The sequence below is a fragment of the Bacillus aerolatus genome (genome assembly GCF_009183655.1).
Classification (GTDB): Bacteria; Bacillota; Bacilli; order Bacillales; family Domibacillaceae; genus Pseudobacillus; species Pseudobacillus aerolatus.
Genome location: NZ_WEIO01000004.1, coordinates 87,225 through 107,052, shown reverse-complemented (window position 1 = coordinate 107,052; position 19,828 = coordinate 87,225). Strand labels below are relative to the sequence as shown.

Annotated in this window: 20 protein-coding genes and 1 riboswitch; of the genes, 19 read left to right on the top strand and 1 reads right to left on the bottom strand. The window is 45.6% G+C overall.

Going from position 1 to position 19,828, the window contains the following annotated elements; genetic code table 11:
• Window positions 1-125: 125 nt before the first annotated feature.
• Window positions 126-1,964 (bottom strand): L-lactate permease, encoded by a 1,839-nt coding sequence (locus tag F9802_RS08380; RefSeq protein ID WP_152150885.1) that lies wholly within the window; start codon window positions 1,962-1,964, stop codon window positions 126-128.
• A gap of 254 nt (window positions 1,965-2,218) precedes the next feature.
• Here F9802_RS08380 and F9802_RS08375 point away from each other — a divergent pair, with 254 nt between their 5' ends.
• The 19 genes from F9802_RS08375 to sufC all read left to right on the top strand — a co-directional run bounded on the left by F9802_RS08375 (window position 2,219) and on the right by sufC (window position 19,819).
• The gene (locus F9802_RS08375) at window positions 2,219-2,941 is read left to right on the top strand and encodes a FadR/GntR family transcriptional regulator (protein WP_152150883.1); all 723 of its coding nucleotides are present in this window, start codon (window positions 2,219-2,221) and stop codon (window positions 2,939-2,941) included.
• Window positions 2,942-3,113: 172 nt separating this feature from the next.
• On the top strand, window positions 3,114-3,830 hold the full coding sequence (locus F9802_RS08370) for a (Fe-S)-binding protein (protein WP_152150881.1): 717 nt from the start codon (window positions 3,114-3,116) through the stop codon (window positions 3,828-3,830).
• Window positions 3,831-3,857: 27 nt separating this feature from the next.
• Window positions 3,858-5,294 (top strand): LutB/LldF family L-lactate oxidation iron-sulfur protein, encoded by a 1,437-nt coding sequence (locus tag F9802_RS08365; protein WP_152150879.1) that lies wholly within the window; start codon window positions 3,858-3,860, stop codon window positions 5,292-5,294.
• Complete coding sequence (locus F9802_RS08360) at window positions 5,291-6,007, top strand: LutC/YkgG family protein (protein WP_152150877.1); 717 nt, start codon at window positions 5,291-5,293, stop codon at window positions 6,005-6,007. The genes F9802_RS08365 and F9802_RS08360 overlap by 4 nt, the downstream gene beginning before the upstream one ends.
• A gap of 119 nt (window positions 6,008-6,126) precedes the next feature.
• On the top strand, window positions 6,127-7,044 hold the full coding sequence (locus F9802_RS08355; protein WP_152150875.1) for a proline dehydrogenase family protein: 918 nt from the start codon (window positions 6,127-6,129) through the stop codon (window positions 7,042-7,044).
• A gap of 143 nt (window positions 7,045-7,187) precedes the next feature.
• On the top strand, window positions 7,188-9,575 hold the full coding sequence (locus tag F9802_RS08350) for a 3-hydroxyacyl-CoA dehydrogenase/enoyl-CoA hydratase family protein (RefSeq protein WP_152150873.1): 2,388 nt from the start codon (window positions 7,188-7,190) through the stop codon (window positions 9,573-9,575).
• A gap of 43 nt (window positions 9,576-9,618) precedes the next feature.
• A complete protein-coding gene (locus tag F9802_RS08345; protein WP_152150871.1) occupies window positions 9,619-10,794 on the top strand; it encodes an acetyl-CoA C-acetyltransferase in 1,176 nt (391 codons plus the stop codon).
• 29 nt (window positions 10,795-10,823) lie between these two features.
• Window positions 10,824-12,611 (top strand): acyl-CoA dehydrogenase family protein, encoded by a 1,788-nt coding sequence (locus F9802_RS08340; RefSeq protein ID WP_152150869.1) that lies wholly within the window; start codon window positions 10,824-10,826, stop codon window positions 12,609-12,611.
• Between the two features lie 162 nt (window positions 12,612-12,773).
• Complete coding sequence (locus F9802_RS08335; RefSeq protein ID WP_152150867.1) at window positions 12,774-13,130, top strand: arsenate reductase family protein; 357 nt, start codon at window positions 12,774-12,776, stop codon at window positions 13,128-13,130.
• An 84-nt stretch (window positions 13,131-13,214) separates the two neighbouring features.
• The gene (gene gcvH / locus F9802_RS08330; protein ID WP_152150856.1) at window positions 13,215-13,598 is read left to right on the top strand and encodes a glycine cleavage system protein GcvH; all 384 of its coding nucleotides are present in this window, start codon (window positions 13,215-13,217) and stop codon (window positions 13,596-13,598) included.
• Window positions 13,599-13,704: 106 nt separating this feature from the next.
• Window positions 13,705-14,055 (top strand): toprim domain-containing protein, encoded by a 351-nt coding sequence (locus F9802_RS08325; RefSeq protein WP_404799150.1) that lies wholly within the window; start codon window positions 13,705-13,707, stop codon window positions 14,053-14,055.
• Window position 14,056: 1 nt separating this feature from the next.
• A complete protein-coding gene (locus F9802_RS08320; protein ID WP_225435245.1) occupies window positions 14,057-14,359 on the top strand; it encodes a thioredoxin family protein in 303 nt (100 codons plus the stop codon).
• A gap of 146 nt (window positions 14,360-14,505) precedes the next feature.
• Window positions 14,506-14,838 (top strand): hypothetical protein, encoded by a 333-nt coding sequence (locus F9802_RS08315; protein WP_152150852.1) that lies wholly within the window; start codon window positions 14,506-14,508, stop codon window positions 14,836-14,838.
• Window positions 14,839-14,929: 91 nt separating this feature from the next.
• Window positions 14,930-15,046: riboswitch (SAM riboswitch) on the top strand.
• Between the two features lie 89 nt (window positions 15,047-15,135).
• Window positions 15,136-16,161 carry a methionine ABC transporter ATP-binding protein gene (locus F9802_RS08310; RefSeq protein ID WP_152150850.1) on the top strand — a complete coding sequence of 342 codons (1,026 nt, stop codon included), beginning with the start codon at window positions 15,136-15,138 and terminating at the stop codon, window positions 16,159-16,161.
• Complete coding sequence (locus F9802_RS08305; protein WP_152150848.1) at window positions 16,154-16,822, top strand: methionine ABC transporter permease; 669 nt, start codon at window positions 16,154-16,156, stop codon at window positions 16,820-16,822. The genes F9802_RS08310 and F9802_RS08305 overlap by 8 nt, the downstream gene beginning before the upstream one ends.
• A 21-nt stretch (window positions 16,823-16,843) precedes the next feature.
• Window positions 16,844-17,683 (top strand): MetQ/NlpA family ABC transporter substrate-binding protein, encoded by an 840-nt coding sequence (locus F9802_RS08300; protein WP_152150846.1) that lies wholly within the window; start codon window positions 16,844-16,846, stop codon window positions 17,681-17,683.
• Window positions 17,684-17,911: 228 nt separating this feature from the next.
• Window positions 17,912-18,274 carry a carboxymuconolactone decarboxylase family protein gene (locus F9802_RS08295; protein WP_152150844.1) on the top strand — a complete coding sequence of 121 codons (363 nt, stop codon included), beginning with the start codon at window positions 17,912-17,914 and terminating at the stop codon, window positions 18,272-18,274.
• 322 nt (window positions 18,275-18,596) lie between these two features.
• On the top strand, window positions 18,597-18,758 hold the full coding sequence (locus F9802_RS08290; RefSeq protein WP_225435244.1) for a hypothetical protein: 162 nt from the start codon (window positions 18,597-18,599) through the stop codon (window positions 18,756-18,758).
• A gap of 281 nt (window positions 18,759-19,039) precedes the next feature.
• A complete protein-coding gene (gene sufC, locus F9802_RS08285) occupies window positions 19,040-19,819 on the top strand; it encodes a Fe-S cluster assembly ATPase SufC (RefSeq protein WP_152150840.1) in 780 nt (259 codons plus the stop codon).
• The last annotated feature ends 9 nt before the right edge of the window (window positions 19,820-19,828 follow it).

The following is a 19,828-nucleotide window of genomic DNA, read 5'->3' as shown; positions in this document are numbered from 1 at the left end:
CAAAACACTTCCGTCAAATTGCTTAATAAAAGCAAACTGGGGAAGTGTTTTTTTTATAAGCAGCATTGTAAAATCCTTTGTTCACGAATCCGGGTAGTTGATCATCAATCCGGCCGATTTGTTCACTACAATCTGAACGTGTTCTTATTACTGGCGGCACCGGGAAGTAGAGCACCTTGATACGTATAGAATCTTAACAAATAAGCAGCAACAATAATTGTTGCTATAAGCAGCCAAATATTAAGATAGCCATGGATGACGGCCATTCCAAAAAAGCCGGCCGTAAGCAAATAATAGCTTAAAGGCAGAAGAACGCGGCGGATTAGCACGCCCTCTTTTCCGATCAAGCCAACAGTCGCCGACGCAGCAACTACATTGTGAACACAAATCATGTTGCCGGCTGCACCGCCGACTGCCTGCATGGCGACAACGATGCCGGATTGAGCAGTGTCAAGCCCGATATTGCCGGCTGCACCAAATTGGAAAAGAGAGAACATCATATTGCTGAATGTGTTGCTTCCTGCGATAAACGCGCCAAGAGCTCCGACAGATGGCGCAACGATTGGCCAAAGATCACCAGCGATGACTGAGACGCTTTCGGCAAGAACGAGCGGCATATTTTGGCCTGCCAGTGAGGCAGCTTCAGCAGCGACTTTGTCCGCTGCCAATGAAGTATGCAGAAAGATCTTGATCATCGGTACGGCAAAAACAAGCGCAATCCCTGCCGACGCAGCAGTTATGAACGAGTTTTTCCAAGCGCGTGTGTAATCAGACGGCTTCATGCGGTGCAAGAAAAATGTCAGAATCGACGCGACGATAAAAAAGAAACCTGGTAAAAAAAGCGGCGCTGTTGTTGTCGTAATTCCTGAACCGAACATATTTTCAAACGTAAGAGTCACAGCCGGCGCTTTTAATAAGTTGGTCAACGCATCCATTGTGCGCGACAAAACGAGCAGAACGGCGAGAAGAATGTACGGCAGCCAGGCAAGCCCCATAGAAATTGATCGTTCGGATCCCACTGGCTTTTCCGGCTCATGATTAAGTTTGCCGAACCACTCTTCTTCCCAGCGGCTGCGCGGGGGAAAATCGAATAGATCTTCTTTTTTAGGCATAAATAGTCCGGCGCGGGCAGCTGGAATAACGATAATAAGAGCCGCGAGCGCTCCGAGAAGCGATGGAAACTCCGGGCCGAGTATTGTGCCGATCAAGTAGTATGGAATCGTGAAAGAAACTCCTGCAAACAAGGCAAATTTCCACACTTTGAACCCTTCACGAAACGATTTAGACGGACCGAAAAAGCGCGTCAACATCGCTACCATAAACAGAGGAATAAGCGAACCGACAATCCCATGGATGAACACGACATTTGATGTAACGTAAAGCATGTAGTCGGCGTAATTCATACCGGTTTCCTTTAAAGACGACAGCACAGCAGGCTGGCCGATGAGACCCGTGTTCACACCGATTTGAATGGGCGTACCGATGGCGCCGAACGAAACCGGTGTGCTTTGAATAATTAATGCAACCATAACAGCGGCCATAGCTGGAAAACCAATCGCTACAAGGAGAGGCGCAGCGACCGCAGCCGGTGTACCGAAACCTGAAGCCCCTTCGATAAAAGCACCAAACAGCCAGGCAATAATAATTGCTTGAATGCGGCGATCAGGCGATATCAAAGTGAATCCTGTCCGGATCGTATGTATGGCCCCGCTTTCTTTTACCGTATTTAAAAGCAGTACAGCTCCAAATACGATAAAAATAACTTCAAGCGCTGTGACTAAACCGTTAAAGGCTGCACTGGCAACAACTTGGGTATCTGTCCCCCAAATAAAAATAGCGATTAGAGAAGTCACGATAAGGGCAATTGGCATGGCGCGGCTTGCCGGCCAGTTTAACAGCACGAGAAAAATAAGAATCGTAAGAATCGGCACAATGGCAATCAATGAAAGTATGAGCAAGTTCAAGAAAATCGACCTCCTTTAGTTATCACTTTTCATTAAAACAAGAGAAAACGTTTACAACTTTCATAAGAATGATGATTAGGTCATCTGATGACCTAACGACAATCAATATATATTTTTTGATTATAGAGAGGTTACTTCCAAATTACAAGACAATTATTAATATTTCGTGAAATATTATAAATGTTATTTTAGCTGCCAGCAGACATTCACCGTTTTTGGTTTATAATAGAGATGATAAATTGAGGTGATGATGAATGAAATATAAACAAATTAAACCGAAAAAAATTTATGAGGAAGTAGCGGATGCGCTGCTCGATTCCATTCGTTCCGGTGAACTGAAACCAGGTGACAAACTGGATTCAGTTCAGCAGCTGGCAGAAAGTTTTCAAGTGGGACGGTCAGCTATTCGTGAAGCGTTAACTTCCCTTAGAGCAATGGGGTTGATCGAATTGCGCCAGGGAGAGGGGACGTATGTTAACGAGTTCTCGCCAACGGATATTGCTTTTCCGATCCAAAGTGCCATATTAATGAATAAAGAAGACATTTTTCACTTGCTTGAAGTGCGAAAAATGCTTGAGGCCGGTGTAGCTTCTATCGCAGCAGAAAAGCGAACAACAGAAGATTTGGCAAAAATTCAAACTGCTTTAGAAGAAATGAAGGAACATTCTGGTGATATTTTGCTTGGAGAAAAAGCGGATTTGAATTTCCATCTGGCACTGGCGGAAGCTACAAGGAATCCGCTGCTCGTCAGCTTGATGAACCATGTGTCTGATTTAATGGCGGAATCAATGAGAGAAACACGCCGTATTTGCCTGTACACAGAAGAAGCAACAATAGAGAAACTGTACGAAGAACATGAAGCTATTTTTAAGGCGATTGTTGAACGGCAATCAGAGCAGGCGGCGTTGGAAATGCGTGTGCATTTACACAATGTTGAAACCACTTTATCCACGTATATGTTATCAATTGACAAATGATTATAAGCAGAAAAGTGGTTCATCCAGCTTTAGTATGTTAAAGCAGATGGATCATTTTTTTTGAAAAATTAAGTAAAACGTATAAAAAAGTCTGAATTTATAGTATGATTAACTATACATTGATAAGGTCATCAGATGACCAGTTGATACTTTGATAAAGTAGGTGAATAGAATGAAAGTCAGCTTATTCGTAACGTGTCTCGTTGATATGTTCCAGGCGAATGTCGGTAAGGACATGGTGGAAGTACTAGAACGGTTTGGCTGTGAGTTAACTTTCCCACAAGGACAGGTGTGCTGCGGGCAGCCGGCCTATAACAGCGGCTACGTGGAAGAGTCGAAAGCAGCAATGAAAAATATGATTCAAACATTTGAAGAAGCGGAATACGTAGTGACGCCTTCCGGTTCGTGCGCGACGATGTTTAAAGAATATCCACGCATTTTTAAAGGAGATTCTGAATGGGAGCCGAGAGCGGAAAAGCTTGCTGGGAAAACATATGAGTTTACGGAGTTTCTCGTAGAAGTGCTGCAAGTGGAAGCAACAGGGGCGAAGCTTGAAGGAAAAGCAACGTACCACCCTTCCTGTCACATGACACGGCTGTTAGGAGTGAAAGATGCCCCGATGAAGCTGTTGAACGAAGTTGAGGGACTCGAGTTGATTACTTTGCCGAACGCACATAATTGCTGCGGATTCGGCGGCACGTTTTCCGTGAAAATGGGACCTATTTCTGAACAGATGGTCGATGAAAAAGTGGCCAGTGCAGAACTTACGGGCGCTGATTATTTAATCGGTGCTGATTGCGGCTGTCTAATGAATATAAAAGGACGGATGGAGCGAAAAGGCAAGCCGGTGCGCGTGATGCATATAGCTGAAGTGTTGAACAGCCGGTAAATTTACAAGTGAAAAGGGGGGATCATCATGGCAATGAAGTTTAGCACGGAAGATTTTAAAGAGCGCATAAAAGAAAATATTGGCGATGATTTTATGAGGAAAGCCGTCGCAGGCGCGCAGGAAAGACTGCACACCCGCCGGCTTGATGCGGCTGAAGAACTTGGCAACTGGGAAGAGTGGCGCTCCCATGGAGAAGAAATTCGCCAGCATGTGTTAGAAAACCTCGATTACTATTTACATCAGCTGAGTGAAAACGTAGCGAGCCGGGGCGGACACGTCTTTTTTGCCAAAACAGGAGAAGAAGCAAGCCGGTATATTAAAGAAGTGATTCAGAAGAAAGAAGGCAAAAAAGTAGTGAAGTCGAAATCAATGGTGACGGAAGAGATTCACTTAAATGCCTGCTTAGAAGAAGCGGGCTGCGAAGTGATCGAAACCGATCTCGGCGAATACATTTTGCAAGTTGATGACCACGACCCGCCGTCTCATATTGTCGCGCCGGCACTTCATAAAAATAAAGAACAGATCCGCGATGTGTTTGCCCAAAAGCTGGATTATGACCGGACATCGAAACCGGAAGAACTCGCAATGCATGCGCGCGAAATGCTGCGCAAAGAGTTTTTAACAGCCGATATTGGCATTACTGGCTGCAATTTCGCTATTGCGGAAACAGGTTCGGTTACCCTCGTCACGAACGAAGGAAATGCCCGTCTCGTCTCAGCGCTGCCGAAAACACAAATTACGGTCATGGGCATGGAACGGATTGTCCCGTCGTTTGAAGAATTTGAAGTGCTTGTCAGTTTGCTGACGCGCAGTGCGGTCGGGCAAAAGTTGACGAGCTACGTAACAGCTTTGACGGGACCACAAGGGGAAGGGGATGTGGACGGACCGGAAGACTTCCACCTAGTCATTGTGGACAACGGACGATCCCGCATTTTAGGCACTGAATTTCAGTCGGTTCTTCAGTGCATCCGCTGTGCCGCCTGTGTCAATGTTTGTCCAGTGTACCGTCATATTGGGGGCCACTCGTACGGCTCGATTTATTCAGGTCCGATCGGCGCTGTGCTATCGCCGCTGCTTGGCGGCTATGACGACTTTAAAGAGCTGCCGTATGCCTCCACTTTGTGTGCCGCCTGCACAGATGCATGCCCGGTAAAAATTCCGCTTCATGAATTACTTCATAAGCATCGGCAAGTCATTGTAGAAAAAGAAGGGCGCGCGCCTGTTTCCGAAAAGCTGGCCATGAAAGCGTTCGGCCTCGGAGCGGCTTCTAATCCGCTTTATCAAATGGGTTCAAAAGTGGCTTCGACTGTCATGAAGCCGTTGACGAAAAATGACCGAATTTCCAAAGGACCAGGTCCGCTGAAAGCATGGACGGAGCTGCGCGAATTCCCGGCGCCGGAAAAAGAACGGTTTCGCGACTGGTTTACACATCACCAAAAAGAGAAAGGAGACGGTAAGTCATGAGCGGAACGATTCAAAACCGTGATGCCTTTTTAGCAAATGTCGCCTCGAGCCTTGGAAGAGAAAGAAAACAGCGAGTGGAGCGGCCTGTATGGAAGTTTCAGCCGCAGCATCATGTGTTAAAAGATGCGTCGCAAGAAGAACTCGTCGAAGTGCTGCGCAGCCAGTGCCGGCTCATTCACGCAGAACTGATCGAAACATCTCTTGCAGATTTGCCGAAAAGATTAGCAGCGGCTGTCAACTTATACGGCGGCGGTCCGCTCTCTCTCTGGAAAGATGAACGGTTCAGCGGGTTTGGCCTCGATGAATTAATTCATAAGCAGTGGCCCGCGGAAAAAAAAGAAGTGAACATCTGGGACCCGGTGCTCGGTGAAAAAAATATTGAACTTGCTGAAAAAGCGAACATCGGCATTACATTTAGCGACATGACGCTCGCCGAGTCTGGAACAGTCGTCCTTTTCAGCAGCCCGGATAAAGGCCGTTCCGTCAGCCTGCTGCCAAAACAATACATCGCCATTATCCCAAAAAGCACGATCGTGCCGCGCATCACTCAAGCGGCCGAAGCCATCAGGGGAAAAATTGAAGGGGGTGAAGTCGTGCCATCGTGTATTAACTTCATCACTGGACCGAGCAACTCCGCCGACATCGAAATGAACCTCGTCATTGGCGTGCACGGACCCGTAAAAGCAGCGTATATCCTTGTGAACGACTGCTAAATAGACAAAACCGCTGACGAAATGCTTCTTCGGCGGTTTGTTTCTTTTTCAATAAAAAGAAATAATGAAACATATACATAGAGAGAAAGGGCTCAACTAATGTTGGGGAGGAGATGGATGTGGAAAAGGCGATGAGGAACTTCTTTTTGTTTTTATCAAAAAACAAGCCGATGACGAAGCTGGCGAAGAGGTATGGGCTTCGTTTCGGGGCGGGCCGCTTTGTTGCGGGAAGCAGCATTAATCGGGCAGTGCAAGTGATAAAAGAGCTGAACGCGAAAAATTTATGTGTAACGATCGATTACCTCGGTGAATTTATTGACAATGAAGCGGAAGCGCGGGCGATGGCTGATCAGTCAGTTGCAGCGGTTGAAGCGATCGGCCGGGAAAAGCTGGATTCGCAGCTGTCATTAAAGCTGACGTCGCTCGGGCTGGATCTGTCACCGGAGCTGGCTGTTGCCAATATGCGCCGAGTTTTAGAAGCGGCGAAGAAACATCACGTCTTTGTCACTATTGATATGGAAGATTATTCGCGCTGTGGTCCAACGATTGACATATTTAAGCAGTTGAAAAGCGAATATGAAAACATTGGTACAGTCATCCAGGCGTATTTGTATAGAACGATGGATGACATGAAAGATCTGGACGCTTTTTCCCCTAACCTGCGGCTCGTCAAAGGTGCGTACAAAGAATCGCCTAAAGTTGCTTTTCCGACTAAAAAAGATGTGGACAACAATTTTAAAAAAATCATTCGTATACATTTATTGAACGGTCATTATACTGCTGTGGCGACACATGACGACGCGATAATTAATTTCACGAAAGGGTTTGTCAAAAAACACGGTATTCCGAATGAACAGTTTGAGTTTCAAATGCTTTATGGCATTCGGCCGGAGCGGCAGCAGGAACTTGCTGACGAAGGGTTTAAAATGCGCGTGTACGTGCCATACGGAAAGGATTGGTACGGCTACTTCATGCGCCGGCTTGCGGAACGGCCGGCCAACGTCGCTTTTGTTTTAAAAGGCATACTAAAAAAATAAAGAGAGCGGAATGATTCTGCTCTTTTTGTAGTTTAAAATTTCTAAATTTTCATTTTAATCGTTGCGCCGTGTTTGTGATTAGGTTATATTAGTAATAGAAATAATGAATGAGTATTCATTCAAAGAGTGTGGAGGGGGAAATAATGGTGGTTCAGCACATTCAAAAGGCTGCCGTTCTAGGTTCGGGAGTAATGGGGTCAGGTATTGCGGCCCACTTAGCGAACATCGGCATTCCGTCCTTACTATTAGATATTGTTCCACGGGGACTCACGAAAGAAGAGGAATCAAAGGGGTTAACGCTAAATGATACAGAAATTAGAAATAAATTTGCTGCAGGAGCATTAAAAAAGCTGTTAAAACAAAAGCCGGCTCCGCTCACATCAAAGAAAAACGTGCAATTAATTACAGTAGGAAATTTAGAAGATGATGTAGAGAAATTAAAAGATGTCGACTGGATCATTGAAGTGGTTGTAGAAAACCTCGACGTGAAAAAGCAAGTATTTGAAAAAGTGGAGAAACATCGCAAACCGGGCAGCATCGTCAGCTCGAATACTTCGGGAATTTCCATTGAAGAGATGGCAGCCGGCCGTTCGGAAGAATTCCGCCGCCACTTTCTCGGCACACACTTTTTCAATCCGCCGCGTTATTTAAAATTGCTTGAAGTCATTCCGACGAAAGACACGGCTCCGGAAGTGCTCAATTACATGAAAGCATTCGGTGAAGACGTGCTCGGCAAAGGAGTCGTGCTTGCGAAAGACACACCGAATTTTATCGCTAATCGTATCGGTACATACGGCCTGTTGAAAACCGTTCAGGAAATGCTGGCTTCAGGCCTTTCTGCCGGTGAAGTAGATTCGATTACCGGACCGCTGATCGGGCGTCCGAAAAGCGCAACGTTCCGCACGTTAGATGTAGTTGGGCTCGATACATTCATTCATGTCGCAAATAACGTGTATGAACAGGTGGAGGGTGAAGAAAAAAGAGTATTTGCTGTGCCGGACTTTATGAAGAACATGCGTGATAACGGCTGGATTGGCGCGAAAAGCGGCCAGGGCTTTTTCAAAAAAGAAGGAAAGTCCATTCTCGAGCTGAATCCAGAAACAATGGAATACAGTGAGCGGAAGAAATTGAAAGCAGCTTCAGTGGAAATGGCGAAGCAGCAAAAAGGAAACTCGGCCAAATGGAAAACGCTTGTCTACGCTGACGACAAAGCAGGGGTCTTCCTCTGGAAGATTCTCGCCCCTGTCCTCGCTTATTCAGCCGAACTGACAGGGGTAATTGCCGATGATATTGTGGCCATTGATCAAGCAATGAAGTGGGGCTTCGGCTGGGAGCAAGGACCGTTTGAAGTATGGGATTCAATCGGCCTTGAACAATCCGTTCAGAAAATGGAAGCAGAAGGGTTAACCGTGCCGATATGGGTGAAAGAGATGATCGCGAACGGCTCCGCCTCTTTTTATAAAGAAGAAAACGGCGAAACTTATTTTTATCATAATAGCGAGTACGAACGAGTGCCAGTCAATGAGAAAACCATTGATTTGAAGAAGCTGAAGAAACAGGGGAAAGTGCTGAAAAAGAACAGCGGAGCAAGCTTGATTGATGTCGGCGACGGGGTGGTTCTGCTTGAATTCCATTCGCCGAACAATGCGATCGGCATGGATATTGTGCAGATGCTCAACTATGCAGTAGAAGAAACCGAGAAAAATTACAAAGGGCTCGTGATTGGGAACGAGGGGAAAAACTTTTGTGTCGGTGCCAACTTGGCGATGATTTTGATGGAAGTACAAGATGACAATTTGTGGGAAGTAGATATGGTCGTCAAAGGCTTCCAGCAGGCGATGATGAAAGTGAAATATAGCAGCAAGCCGGTCGTTGCCGCACCGTTCTCTATGACACTCGGCGGCGGCACGGAAGTTTGTCTGCCAGCTGCCCACATTCAAGCAAGTTCAGAAACGTATATGGGGCTTGTTGAAGCAGGCGTCGGACTCATTCCAGGCGGCGGTGGAAACAAAGAACTATATATCCGGCACTTAGAGCGAATGGCCAATGGCGTCCAGTTTGACTTGCAGGCAGTCGCCAATACAGTATTTGAAACGATTGCTACAGCTAAAACATCCACATCAGCTGCTGAAGCTCGGGAAAATAATTTCCTATCGCAGGCGGACGGCATCAGCGTCAATGGCGATCATTTATTATACGATGCGAAGCAGGCAGCTCTTCATCTTTATGAAAGAGGCTACCGGGCACCGAAAAGAAAAAAAGTGCCGGTCGTCGGCGAAACAGGCTATGCCACCCTTTTGTTGGGCGCGCGGGCGATGTTGAAATCCGGCTTTATTTCGGAGCATGATTTTAACATTGCCTCGAAATTGGCCTACGTAATTGCCGGAGGGAAACTGCCGTTTGGCACAGAAGTTGACGAAGACTATTTACTTGATCTCGAACGGGAAGCTTTCTTGAGCTTAATCGCTGAACCGAAATCACAGCAGCGCATGCAGCATATGCTCGTCAAAGGAAAGCCGCTGCGCAACTAACCGGGTCGACTATATACATGAAAATGCAAGGGGGAGAAAGCAAATGAAAGAAGCGGTCATTGTCGCCGGTGCAAGAACGCCGGTCGGACGTGCAAAAAAGGGCACACTCGCCACAGTCCGCCCGGATGATCTGGGTGCTATTGCGGTCAAGGAAACGGTAAAGCGTGCGGGGAATTATGATGGGGAAATCGATGATTTGATCATCGGTTGTTCGATGCCGGAAGCAGAGCAGGGGCTGAATATGGCGCGCAATATTGGCGCGCTTGCCGGCCTTTCTTACAACGTGCCGGGCATTACGATTAACCGCTACTGCTCTTCGGGACTGCAAGCCATTGCCTTTGCAGCCGAGCGGATTATGACCGGGCAGGCCGAGACGATTATTGCCGGCGGAGCGGAATCAATGAGTCTTATACCGATGATGGGGCATGTCGTCCGTCCGAACATCCGCATCGCAGAAGAAATGCCCGAATATTACATGAGCATGGGGCATACAGCTGAAGAAGTGGCGAAAAAATACGGCATTACCCGCCAAGAGCAGGATGCGTTTGCTGTCCAAAGTCATGACCGGGCAGCGAAAGCGGTCACAGAAGGCAAATTCGCGGACGAAACCGTGCCGGTGGACGTCACGCTCCGCCATCTCGGACTAGATAATAAAGTAATAGAGAAACAGATTACTTTTTCACAGGATGAAGGCGTCCGTCCGGGTACGAACATGGAGACACTGGCAAAGCTGCGTCCCGCTTTTTCAGTCACTGGTTCGGTTACAGCCGGAAACTCTTCGCAAACGAGCGACGGTGCGGCCGCTGTTATGGTGATGGAACGGGAAAAAGCTGAATCCCTTGGACTGAAACCGATGGCGAAATTTCGTTCATTCGCTGTCGGCGGCGTACCTCCGGAAATTATGGGTGTTGGTCCGGTCGTGGCCATTCCGAAAGCATTGAAGCTTGCCGGGCTGGAACTGTCAAATATCGGCTTAATCGAATTAAATGAAGCGTTCGCTTCCCAGTCAATTCAAGTGATCCGGGAGCTCGGACTCGACGCGGAAAAAGTCAACGTCAACGGCGGGGCGATCGCCCTCGGCCATCCGCTCGGCTGTTCAGGAGCGAAACTGACATTAACATTGCTTCATGAAATGAAACGGCGCCAGGAGCAATTTGGTGTCGTGACGATGTGTATTGGGGGCGGCATGGGAGCAGCAGGTGTATTCGAGCTGTTATAAATAAAACGATAAAACGGGGGGAATGAAACATGGCAAACCAAGCAGAAAGACAGGCGGTAAAAGGCGGAGCGTTTTTAATTGAAGATGTCACATATGATCAAATATTTACGCCGGAGGACTTTTCCGATGAGCAGAAAATGATTGCCAAAACAACGGAAGATTACGTGAATAACAGCGTCGTTCCGCAAGTTCCTTATTTGGAGAAGCATGAATTTGACCGCTCCGTAAAGCTGCTTCAAGAAGCGGGCGCTCTCGGACTGTTAAGCGCAGATGTACCGGAAGAATACGGCGGGCTCAATCTTGATAAAATCAGCTCGGCAATCATTGCTGAAAAAATGGCCGGAGCGGGTGGTTTTTCGATTACTCACGGCGCGCATGTCGGCATCGGGTCATTGCCAATTGTCTTATTCGGCAATGAAGAACAAAAACAAAAATATTTGCCGCAGTTATCGACTGGCGAAAAAATTGCCGCTTATGCGTTGACAGAGCCGGGATCTGGATCGGACGCACTCGGGGCAAAGGCGACGGCAAGGCTGAACAAAGCAGGCACTCATTACGTGCTGAACGGGGAAAAACAATGGATTACGAACTCGGCCTTTGCTGATGTGTTCATCGTTTATGCGAAAATCGACGGCGACAAATTTTCTGCTTTTATCGTGGAAAGGGATTTCCCAGGTGTTTCAACCGGTGCGGAAGAAGATAAAATGGGAATCAAAAGTTCATCGACGCGGACATTGATTTTACAGGATGCCGAGGTGCCGAAAGAAAACTTGCTCGGCGAGGCGGGCAGAGGCCATGTCATCGCCTTTAATATTTTAAACATTGGCCGTTACAAGCTTGGAGTAGGCACCGTCGGCAGCTCAAAGCGCGCGCTGGAGATTTCTTTAAAATACGCGAACGGACGCCAGCAGTTTAAAACGAAAATTTCTTCTTTCAACTTAATGAAAGAAAAGTTTGCCAATATATCTTCGAAGATTTACGCGAGTGAAAGCGCCATTTATCGTACAGTCGGTTATTTCGAAGACCGCATGAGCCAGCTGTCTGAGGAAGAACAAAAAGATGGATTGGCCGTCGCTGCGTCCATCGCTGAGTATGCTATTGAATGTTCTCTCGGTAAGTTTTTTGGCTCGGAAGTGCTTGATTACGCGGTAGATGAAGGCGTGCAAATTCATGGCGGATACGGCTTCATGGAAGAATATGAAATTGCGAGAATGTACCGCGACTCCCGTATTAACCGGATTTTTGAAGGGACAAATGAAATTAACCGTCTGCTCGTGCCTGGTACGTACATTCGTAAAGCATTTAAAGGTGAATTGCCGCTGTTTGAAAAAGCACAGGAGCTGCAAAATGAACTAATGATGCTCATGCCAGAAGAAGTCGGCACAGAAGCGCTTGAGCAGGAAAAATATTTAGTGAAAAACGCGAAGAAAATCGGTTTGCTTGCAGCTGGGCTTGCCGTCCAAAAGTATGGAAAAGAGCTGGAGAAAGAACAGGAAATTCTGGCGAATATTGCAGATATTGTGAACAATATTTATGCGATGGAGTCGGTTGTGCTCAGAACAGAAAAAGCAATGGCGAACACTGGCGAAGCAAAAGCGAAGCAAAAACTGTTATACACGCAAATTTACTGCCAAGAAGCGTTCAATGAAATTGAAACCCATGCAAAAGAAACGGTGATTGCTGTCGAAGAAGGCGACACGCTGCGCATGATGATGTCCGTTCTCCGTAAATTAACGAGATACACGCCGGTCAATGTGATCGCGAAAAAGCGCGAAGCAGCCGATCGTCTGATTGATGCCGAAAAATATGTAGTGTAAGCTTGTATGAAAGCATCTGCTGACTCGGCAGGTGCTTTTTAAAACAGTAATACGCTTTTAATAATAAAAAAGAATATATTCTAAAAAGAGCAGGAGATTTAGAAAATATGTCGAAAATGATTAAAAGCCGGAAATCTATGCAGAATGGAGGCCGACTGGGAAATGGCATTGACGTTTTATTGGTATCCGAAATGCGGGACTTGCCGCAAAGCGAAGAAGTGGCTGGAAGAACAAGGTATTGAGTTTCAGGCCGTACATATTGTGGAGCATCCGCCTTCAAAAGAAGAATTGAAAGATATGTATGAAAAGAGCGGACTTGAATTAAAGAAGTTTTTCAACACGAGCGGTCAGAAATACCGCGAGCTCGGGTTGAAAGACCAAGTGAAAACAGCTTCTGACGACGAGCTGCTGGAGATTCTTGCTTCAGACGGCATGCTGATTAAGCGCCCGCTCACAACTGACGGAAAGAAAGTCACGGTAGGTTTTAAAGAAGAGGAATTTGAGAAACAATGGTTGTAAAGCGAGCATGAAGCTTTTTTTACTTGCTTTGTGCCTTTATAATAAGTAAAGTTTTACTTGAAACCAGGTAATGGAGGGATTAACATGAGTACACCGAAAGAATTACGTTATTCAGAAGAGCATGAGTGGGTAAAAACAGAAGGAGAGAAAGTCCGCATTGGGATTTCCCATTTCGCGCAATCGGAACTTGGCGACATTGTGTTCGTTGAGCTTCCATCTGTAGGCGATGAAATCAAAGCCGATGAGCCGTTTGGCAGTGTAGAATCTGTAAAAACAGTTTCAGAATTGTATGCACCTGTCAGCGGGAAGGTTGTTGAAGTGAACGAGGATCTTGATGACAATCCTGAATTCGTCAACGAATCTCCGTATGAAAAAGCATGGATGATCGTTGTCGAATTATCTGATCCTGCTCAACTGGACAGCTTAATGACGGCTGAGCAGTATGACGAAATGACAAAAGAAGACTAATTACGAAAGAACACTTTCCGTGCGAAAGTGTTCTTTTGCAATTTCTTGTTAAATAAAGGACAATAAAAGAACGAGGCAAGTATCGCGACGGTGAAGGATGATGATCATGTTCACAGGGAAAACGATTATTGTCGAAGGCACTTCTGACCGGAAAAAGGTGCAGGAGATCATTAATGAGCCGGTGGAGATTATTTGTACGAATGGCACGATTGGTGTAAGCCGGCTGGATGAGCTGATTGAAGGTTTATATGAGCGGGATGTGTACATTCTTGTTGATGCGGACCGGGCGGGGGAAAAGCTGCGCAAGCAATTTATCCGCGAGTTTCCGGAAGCCCGCCACTTATACATCGACCGTGTCTACAAAGAAGTCGCTACTGCTCCTTACCGTCACCTGGCTTCTGTGTTACTTAGTGCCAATATTGACGTACATGGAGAGTTTTTGCAAAAGGATGGGTAAGATGCGAATGGAACAAGATATGCAGGCAATTGTGCAATCGAACAACTTAACAGCGGTATATGCATATACGCCGATATGCGGGACGTGCCAACTTGCCGGAAAAATGATTGATGTGGTAGAAAAAGTGGCGGATGACTTTAGATGGGTCCGCCTCGATTTAAACTATTATGAAAGTTTTGCGATTGAACACGCGGTTGAAAGTGTGCCGTGTTTGCTTATTTTTAAAGACGGACAGTTAAAGGAAAAGCTTTATGCTTTCCAGTCGGTTCCCCATGTGTATGAAAAATTGAATCAATATGTCTAAATGCTGCTTCTAAATTGGAAGCGGCTTTTTTTGGCGAAAAATGCGGGAGACAGGCGCGCACTTTGTCGAGCAAATAATAAAGGAACTTCTCCCTTTTGCCTTGAATTCTTTTGAATTAATGAAAGAGGTGCAGAGGGGGAAATGAGATGGAAGAGAAATTGTTTGCTATGCAGGCAGCCTGTCAGGATCGAACTCATATTTGGCCGTTGCTGCCGCGGGAACCTGTCCGTGTGCTGCTTGAGTGCAGAGGCGGCAGCTGGCTGCTGACGATCAGCGATCAAGGAATGGACGTGTCGAACAATGCATCAGGAAACTGGCAGCTTAAGTTGAGCGGCGAGGTGGAACCGCTGTTGGCCGGTGAGGGACAGCTGCGCTTGCATGAACGTATGGGAGCGGTGAAAATTTCAGGCTTTTACCGGTTTCAGCTCTGGTTTGAATCACTGCTTTGGCTGTGCCGGCCTTATCGTGAAGGAAAATAACGGCAGGAACAAATTTTCGACGGAGCGATTGACAATTTTCGCGGAAAAATGATAAAATCAATCCACTGAGAAAGTTACATTACGCATACTGCTCTTATCAAGAGAGGCGGAGGGATGTGCCCGATGAAGCCCGGCAACCGTCAACAGCTGTTTTTGCTGTTGAAAAGGTGCCAATTCACACAAAGCGACATGCTTTGGAAGATGAGAGAAAGGAATCTGACAAAGTCTGCCTTTCTGCTCATTGAGCAGAAAGGTTTTTATTTTTTAAGGCAATGCTGAATGGAGGAATACCGCAACATGATTTCAATAGCTAATGTGAAAAAGGTCTTTTCCACGAAAAACGGAAAAGTCACGGCAGTAGATCATATAGACTTAACGATAGATAAAGGCGAAATTTTCGGTGTTATCGGGTATAGCGGCGCCGGAAAGAGTACGCTCATCCGGATGCTGAACGGACTGGAAACCCCGTCTTCTGGTTCAGTTGTTGTTGCCGGCCGCGAAGTATCGAAAATCCGGGGAAATGAACTGCGCCGGGCACGCCAGGAAATTGGCATGATTTTTCAGCATTTCAATCTTCTCTGGTCAAGAACAGTGCGGGAAAATATCGCTTTTCCGCTTGAAATTGCTGAAGTGTCGAAGCTTGAGCGGGATCAGAAAGTAGATGAGTTGATCAAGCTTGTCGGCCTCGAAGGCAGGGAGGATTCTTATCCTTCCCAGCTGAGTGGCGGGCAGAAGCAGCGTGTCGGCATCGCCCGGGCGCTGGCGAATGACCCGAAAGTACTTTTATGTGACGAAGCGACATCCGCGCTCGACCCGCAAACGACCGATTCCATATTGGATCTGCTCGTTGACATTAATAAGCGTCTCGGATTAACGATCGTGCTCATTACTCACGAAATGCACGTCATCCGGAAGATTTGCCACCGGGTCGCTGTGATGGAAGAAGGCCGTGTCGTGGAGCTTGGCCCGGTGCTTGACGTCTTTAAATCACCGGAGCAGCCGATTACGAAGCGGTTCGTCCAGCAAGTGACAGAACTGGAAGAATCAAAAGAAACTATTGAACACTTGCTTGAACAGTTTCCAGACGGGAAAGTGGTCAAGCTTACTTTTATCGGGGAAAGTGCGGAGCAGCCGATCATTACGAATCTAATCCGACAATTCAATATTGCTGTAAATATTGTGCAGGGGAAAGTTTCGCAAACGCAAAATGGCGCATACGGTTCACTTTTTGTTCATTTAACGGGTGCGCCGGAAGAAGTGGCGCAAGCGGTGGCTTATCTTGAAAAGCAAGAAGTTAGTTCGGAGGTGATTAGTCATGCTTGAACAATGGCTTCCGAATGTAAATTGGGAAAAGATGTGGGAAGCAACTGGTGAGACCCTTTATATGACCGGTATTTCGGTTCTCGCGACGTTTATTTTGGGGATATTGTTTGGATTGCTGTTATTTTTAACGGCAAAGGGGAATATATGGGAAAACAAAGCGGTGTATAGTGTCGTTGCTGCTTTCGTCAACGTGTTTCGCTCGGTTCCTTTCATTATATTAATCGTGTTATTAATTCCGTTTACGAAAGCGATTGTTGGAACGATGATCGGTGAAAATGCTGCGCTGCCGGCGCTCATTATCGGCGCTGCTCCTTTTTACGCACGTATGGTCGAAATCGGCTTGCGTGAAATCGACAAAGGTGTCATTGAAGCGGCAAAAGCGATGGGAGCGAAAACGAGCACGATCGTTTTTAAAGTGCTGCTTCCTGAATCAATGCCGGCGCTCGTTTCCGGAATTACAGTTACAGCGATCGCTCTTGTCGGCTACACGGCAATGGCCGGTGTCATTGGTGCCGGCGGTCTCGGAAACCTCGCTTATCTTGACGGTTTCCAGCGCAGCCGCAGCGATGTTACTCTTGTGGCAACGATCGTCATTTTGATCATTGTATTTGTGATTCAATTGATTGGTGACCTCGTCACTAATAAATTAGATAAAAGATAATTTCAGGAGGGGAAATAAAGAATGAAAAAGTGGTTACTGACTTTATTAACAGCACTAGCTGTATTCGCGCTTGCTGCTTGCGGCGGCTCAGATGAAAAGAAAGAAGAAAAAGCCGGCGGCAAAGAAGATAAAGAAATCGTTGTCGGAGCATCAAACGTGCCTCACGCTATTATTTTGGAAGAAGCAAAACCATTGCTTGAAGAAAAAGGCTATGACCTTAAAATTGAAACATTCCAAGATTATATTTTACCGAATAAATCATTGGAAGAAGGCGACCTGGATGCGAACTATTTCCAGCACATTCCTTTCCTTGAATCACAAAAGAAAGAACACGGCTATAAATTTGTAAACGCCGGTGGAATTCACATTGAACCAATCGGTGTTTATTCTAAAAAGTATAAAAGCCTGGACGAGCTTCCGAAAGGCGCCAAAATTTTAATGAGCAGCTCGGTTGCTGACCATGGCCGTATTTTGACAATGCTTGAAAAAGAAGGACTTATTAAGTTAAAAGAAGGCGTAAAGAAAGAAGAAGCGACAACAGAAGACATTGCTGAAAACAAAAAAGATTTGAAATTTGAATATAATTATGAAGCGGCATTTCTTCCGCAAGCGTATAACAACGGAGAAGGCGATGCTGTTTTAATCAACTCCAACTACGCAATTGACGCCGGGTTAAACCCAACGAAAGATTCTATTGCGATTGAAGACAAAGAATCTCCGTACGTAAACGTAATCGCTGTTCGCGGCGGTGATGAAGAGAAAGAAAAAATTAAAGCGCTCGTAGAAGTGCTTCATTCAAAAGAAATCCAGGATTTCATTATGAAAGAGTGGAAAGGATCGGTCGTACCGGTTAACGAATAATGACGAAACCTGCAAGGATGCCTCCTTGCAGGTTTTTTCTTGTGAAGAGCTGCAGCAGCGGTGCATAAAGTTCAGAAGTGCGTGCACAAATACGAAAAGCAGGTGCGCAAACTATAACAACTGGCTTCCGATCAATATACTCTTATATGTTTTCCTGCCATTCTTTCCTGAATAAAGTCATCTTGCTTGCTACATATTAAAAAAGATAAAAATAGAGGAGGTCATCACATGGACCAAGAAAATTTAACTTCAATGGAAGCGGCGCTGCTTGATTATAAAGAAGGGCTTGGTGTGTTTACGGAAAAGATGCCAGAACTTGCGCGGCATTATCAGAACTTTACAGCCGAGTGTTTTAAAGAAGGAGAAGTCACGCAAAAAGAAAAACAACTTATTGCCCTTGGGATCAGTGTGTTTGCCCAGGATGAGTACTGTATTATTTATCACGTGAAAGGCTGTCTTGATCAGGGCTGCAGTGAAAAAGAAATATTGGAGGCGCTCGGTGTAGCTGCTGCTTTCGGTGGAGGAGCTGCGATGAGCCAGGCTGTTACTCTCGTGCAAGAAGCAATCGAAGAGTTGAAAATGAATCATTAAAAAATGATAAATAAAGAAACAGAGAAATAAGTTTTTGTTTTTCCTTATATACCAACGACTTAAGGGCTTATTTACTCAAGAAGAAATTTCGGAAAATTAAGAATAGGAGAGTATATGGTTTAAATTTTAAGTATGCGGTTATATATATGATAGTAAGCACGTAAAATCATGTGTGAGCAGGTGAGAGGAAGTTATATGCCTTTTGAGAAAAAAAGGAAAGCCTGTTACCATGAATAGTGTAAGAAAAAATGATTTTAAAAACCGAAAGGATTGATTCCCCATTAACTCGTTAAACTCACTGAATATGCAGTACACAGAAAGTATGGAAAAGGCTATGCATGGATCCCATGGAATAGGATACGAGGTGTACCGCCAAAATCATGAAGTGAGAATGAATGTTGAACGTCAACGTCAAGAGGAATATGTGGAAAGCCGCCGGATGGTTGCGGATCATAACCGCAAAATTACGAACTATTTATCATAATTATGCCAATTGAAGTGAAACGATTGAAAAGCCAGCGTGAGACGCTGGCTTTTCTTATGATATGAAAAAATGCAAATAAGATAGCTGGGAAGCGGAAAAGCTAAAGGGAAGCGGCTGCCAGCTCTCTTGATGTTGACTAAAGAGTGAACTATCATTGAATATCCGGTGTAATTCGTTCAGACCGGTTGAATATAATTTTCATTTGTTATAAGATTGTAATGAGAATAAATTGAGAATGACAACAAACATCGTGCATTTTCGATAATGACGGAGGTATGGACATGACAGCTTCAACATTAATAATTAAAGATTTACACGTAGCTATTGACGGAAAAGAAATTTTAAAAGGTGTAAATCTTGAGATAAAAGGCGGAGAGTTCCACGCCATCATGGGACCGAACGGGACAGGTAAATCCACTTTATCTGCAGCTATTATGGGCCACCCTAAATATGAAGTAACGAGCGGAAGCATTGAGCTTGACGGTGAAGATGTATTGGAAATGGAAGTAGACGAACGCGCGCGTGCCGGCCTTTTCCTTGCGATGCAATATCCGAGCGAAATCAGCGGTGTAACAAATGCCGATTTCTTGCGCTCTTCAATTAACAGCCGCCGTGAAGAAGGCAATGAAATTTCCTTGATGAAATTCATTCGCGAAATGGATTCGAAAATGGACCTTTTAGAAATGGACCAAGATATGGCGCAGCGTTATTTAAATGAAGGCTTCTCAGGCGGGGAGAAAAAGCGCAATGAAATTTTACAACTAATGATGATTAAACCTAAAATCGCGATTCTTGACGAAATCGACTCTGGCCTTGATATCGATGCGTTGAAAGTTGTTGCTGAAGGCATCAATGAAATGCGCGGCGAAAGCTTCGGCTGCTTAATGATCACCCACTACCAACGCCTGCTTAACTACATTACACCGGATCACGTCCACGTGATGATGGAGGGACGCATTGTTAAATCTGGTGGAGCAGAGCTTGCTCATCGCCTTGAAGCTGAAGGCTACGACTGGATCAAACAAGAACTAGGCATCGAAGACGAAACAGTAAGTCAATAACGAAAAGCG

What these genes read in the sequence shown, in the direction of transcription:
- F9802_RS08300 (WP_152150846.1), top strand. Translation starts at nt 16,844, where the DNA reads ATGAAAAAGTGGTTACTGACTTTATTAACAGCACTAGCTGTATTCGCG.
- F9802_RS08340 (WP_152150869.1), top strand. Translation starts at nt 10,824, where the DNA reads ATGGCAAACCAAGCAGAAAGACAGGCGGTAAAAGGCGGAGCGTTTTTA.
- F9802_RS08305 (WP_152150848.1), top strand. Translation starts at nt 16,154, where the DNA reads ATGCTTGAACAATGGCTTCCGAATGTAAATTGGGAAAAGATGTGGGAA.
- sufC (WP_152150840.1), top strand. Translation starts at nt 19,040, where the DNA reads ATGACAGCTTCAACATTAATAATTAAAGATTTACACGTAGCTATTGAC.
- F9802_RS08370 (WP_152150881.1), top strand. Translation starts at nt 3,114, where the DNA reads ATGAAAGTCAGCTTATTCGTAACGTGTCTCGTTGATATGTTCCAGGCG.
- F9802_RS08360 (WP_152150877.1), top strand. Translation starts at nt 5,291, where the DNA reads ATGAGCGGAACGATTCAAAACCGTGATGCCTTTTTAGCAAATGTCGCC.
- F9802_RS08295 (WP_152150844.1), top strand. Translation starts at nt 17,912, where the DNA reads ATGGACCAAGAAAATTTAACTTCAATGGAAGCGGCGCTGCTTGATTAT.
- F9802_RS08290 (WP_225435244.1), top strand. Translation starts at nt 18,597, where the DNA reads ATGGAAAAGGCTATGCATGGATCCCATGGAATAGGATACGAGGTGTAC.
- F9802_RS08345 (WP_152150871.1), top strand. Translation starts at nt 9,619, where the DNA reads ATGAAAGAAGCGGTCATTGTCGCCGGTGCAAGAACGCCGGTCGGACGT.
- F9802_RS08310 (WP_152150850.1), top strand. Translation starts at nt 15,136, where the DNA reads ATGATTTCAATAGCTAATGTGAAAAAGGTCTTTTCCACGAAAAACGGA.
- gcvH (WP_152150856.1), top strand. Translation starts at nt 13,215, where the DNA reads ATGAGTACACCGAAAGAATTACGTTATTCAGAAGAGCATGAGTGGGTA.
- F9802_RS08365 (WP_152150879.1), top strand. Translation starts at nt 3,858, where the DNA reads ATGGCAATGAAGTTTAGCACGGAAGATTTTAAAGAGCGCATAAAAGAA.
- F9802_RS08325 (WP_404799150.1), top strand. Translation starts at nt 13,705, where the DNA reads ATGTTCACAGGGAAAACGATTATTGTCGAAGGCACTTCTGACCGGAAA.
- F9802_RS08335 (WP_152150867.1), top strand. Translation starts at nt 12,774, where the DNA reads ATGGCATTGACGTTTTATTGGTATCCGAAATGCGGGACTTGCCGCAAA.
- F9802_RS08350 (WP_152150873.1), top strand. Translation starts at nt 7,188, where the DNA reads ATGGTGGTTCAGCACATTCAAAAGGCTGCCGTTCTAGGTTCGGGAGTA.
- F9802_RS08315 (WP_152150852.1), top strand. Translation starts at nt 14,506, where the DNA reads ATGGAAGAGAAATTGTTTGCTATGCAGGCAGCCTGTCAGGATCGAACT.
- F9802_RS08375 (WP_152150883.1), top strand. Translation starts at nt 2,219, where the DNA reads ATGAAATATAAACAAATTAAACCGAAAAAAATTTATGAGGAAGTAGCG.
- F9802_RS08320 (WP_225435245.1), top strand. Translation starts at nt 14,057, where the DNA reads ATGCGAATGGAACAAGATATGCAGGCAATTGTGCAATCGAACAACTTA.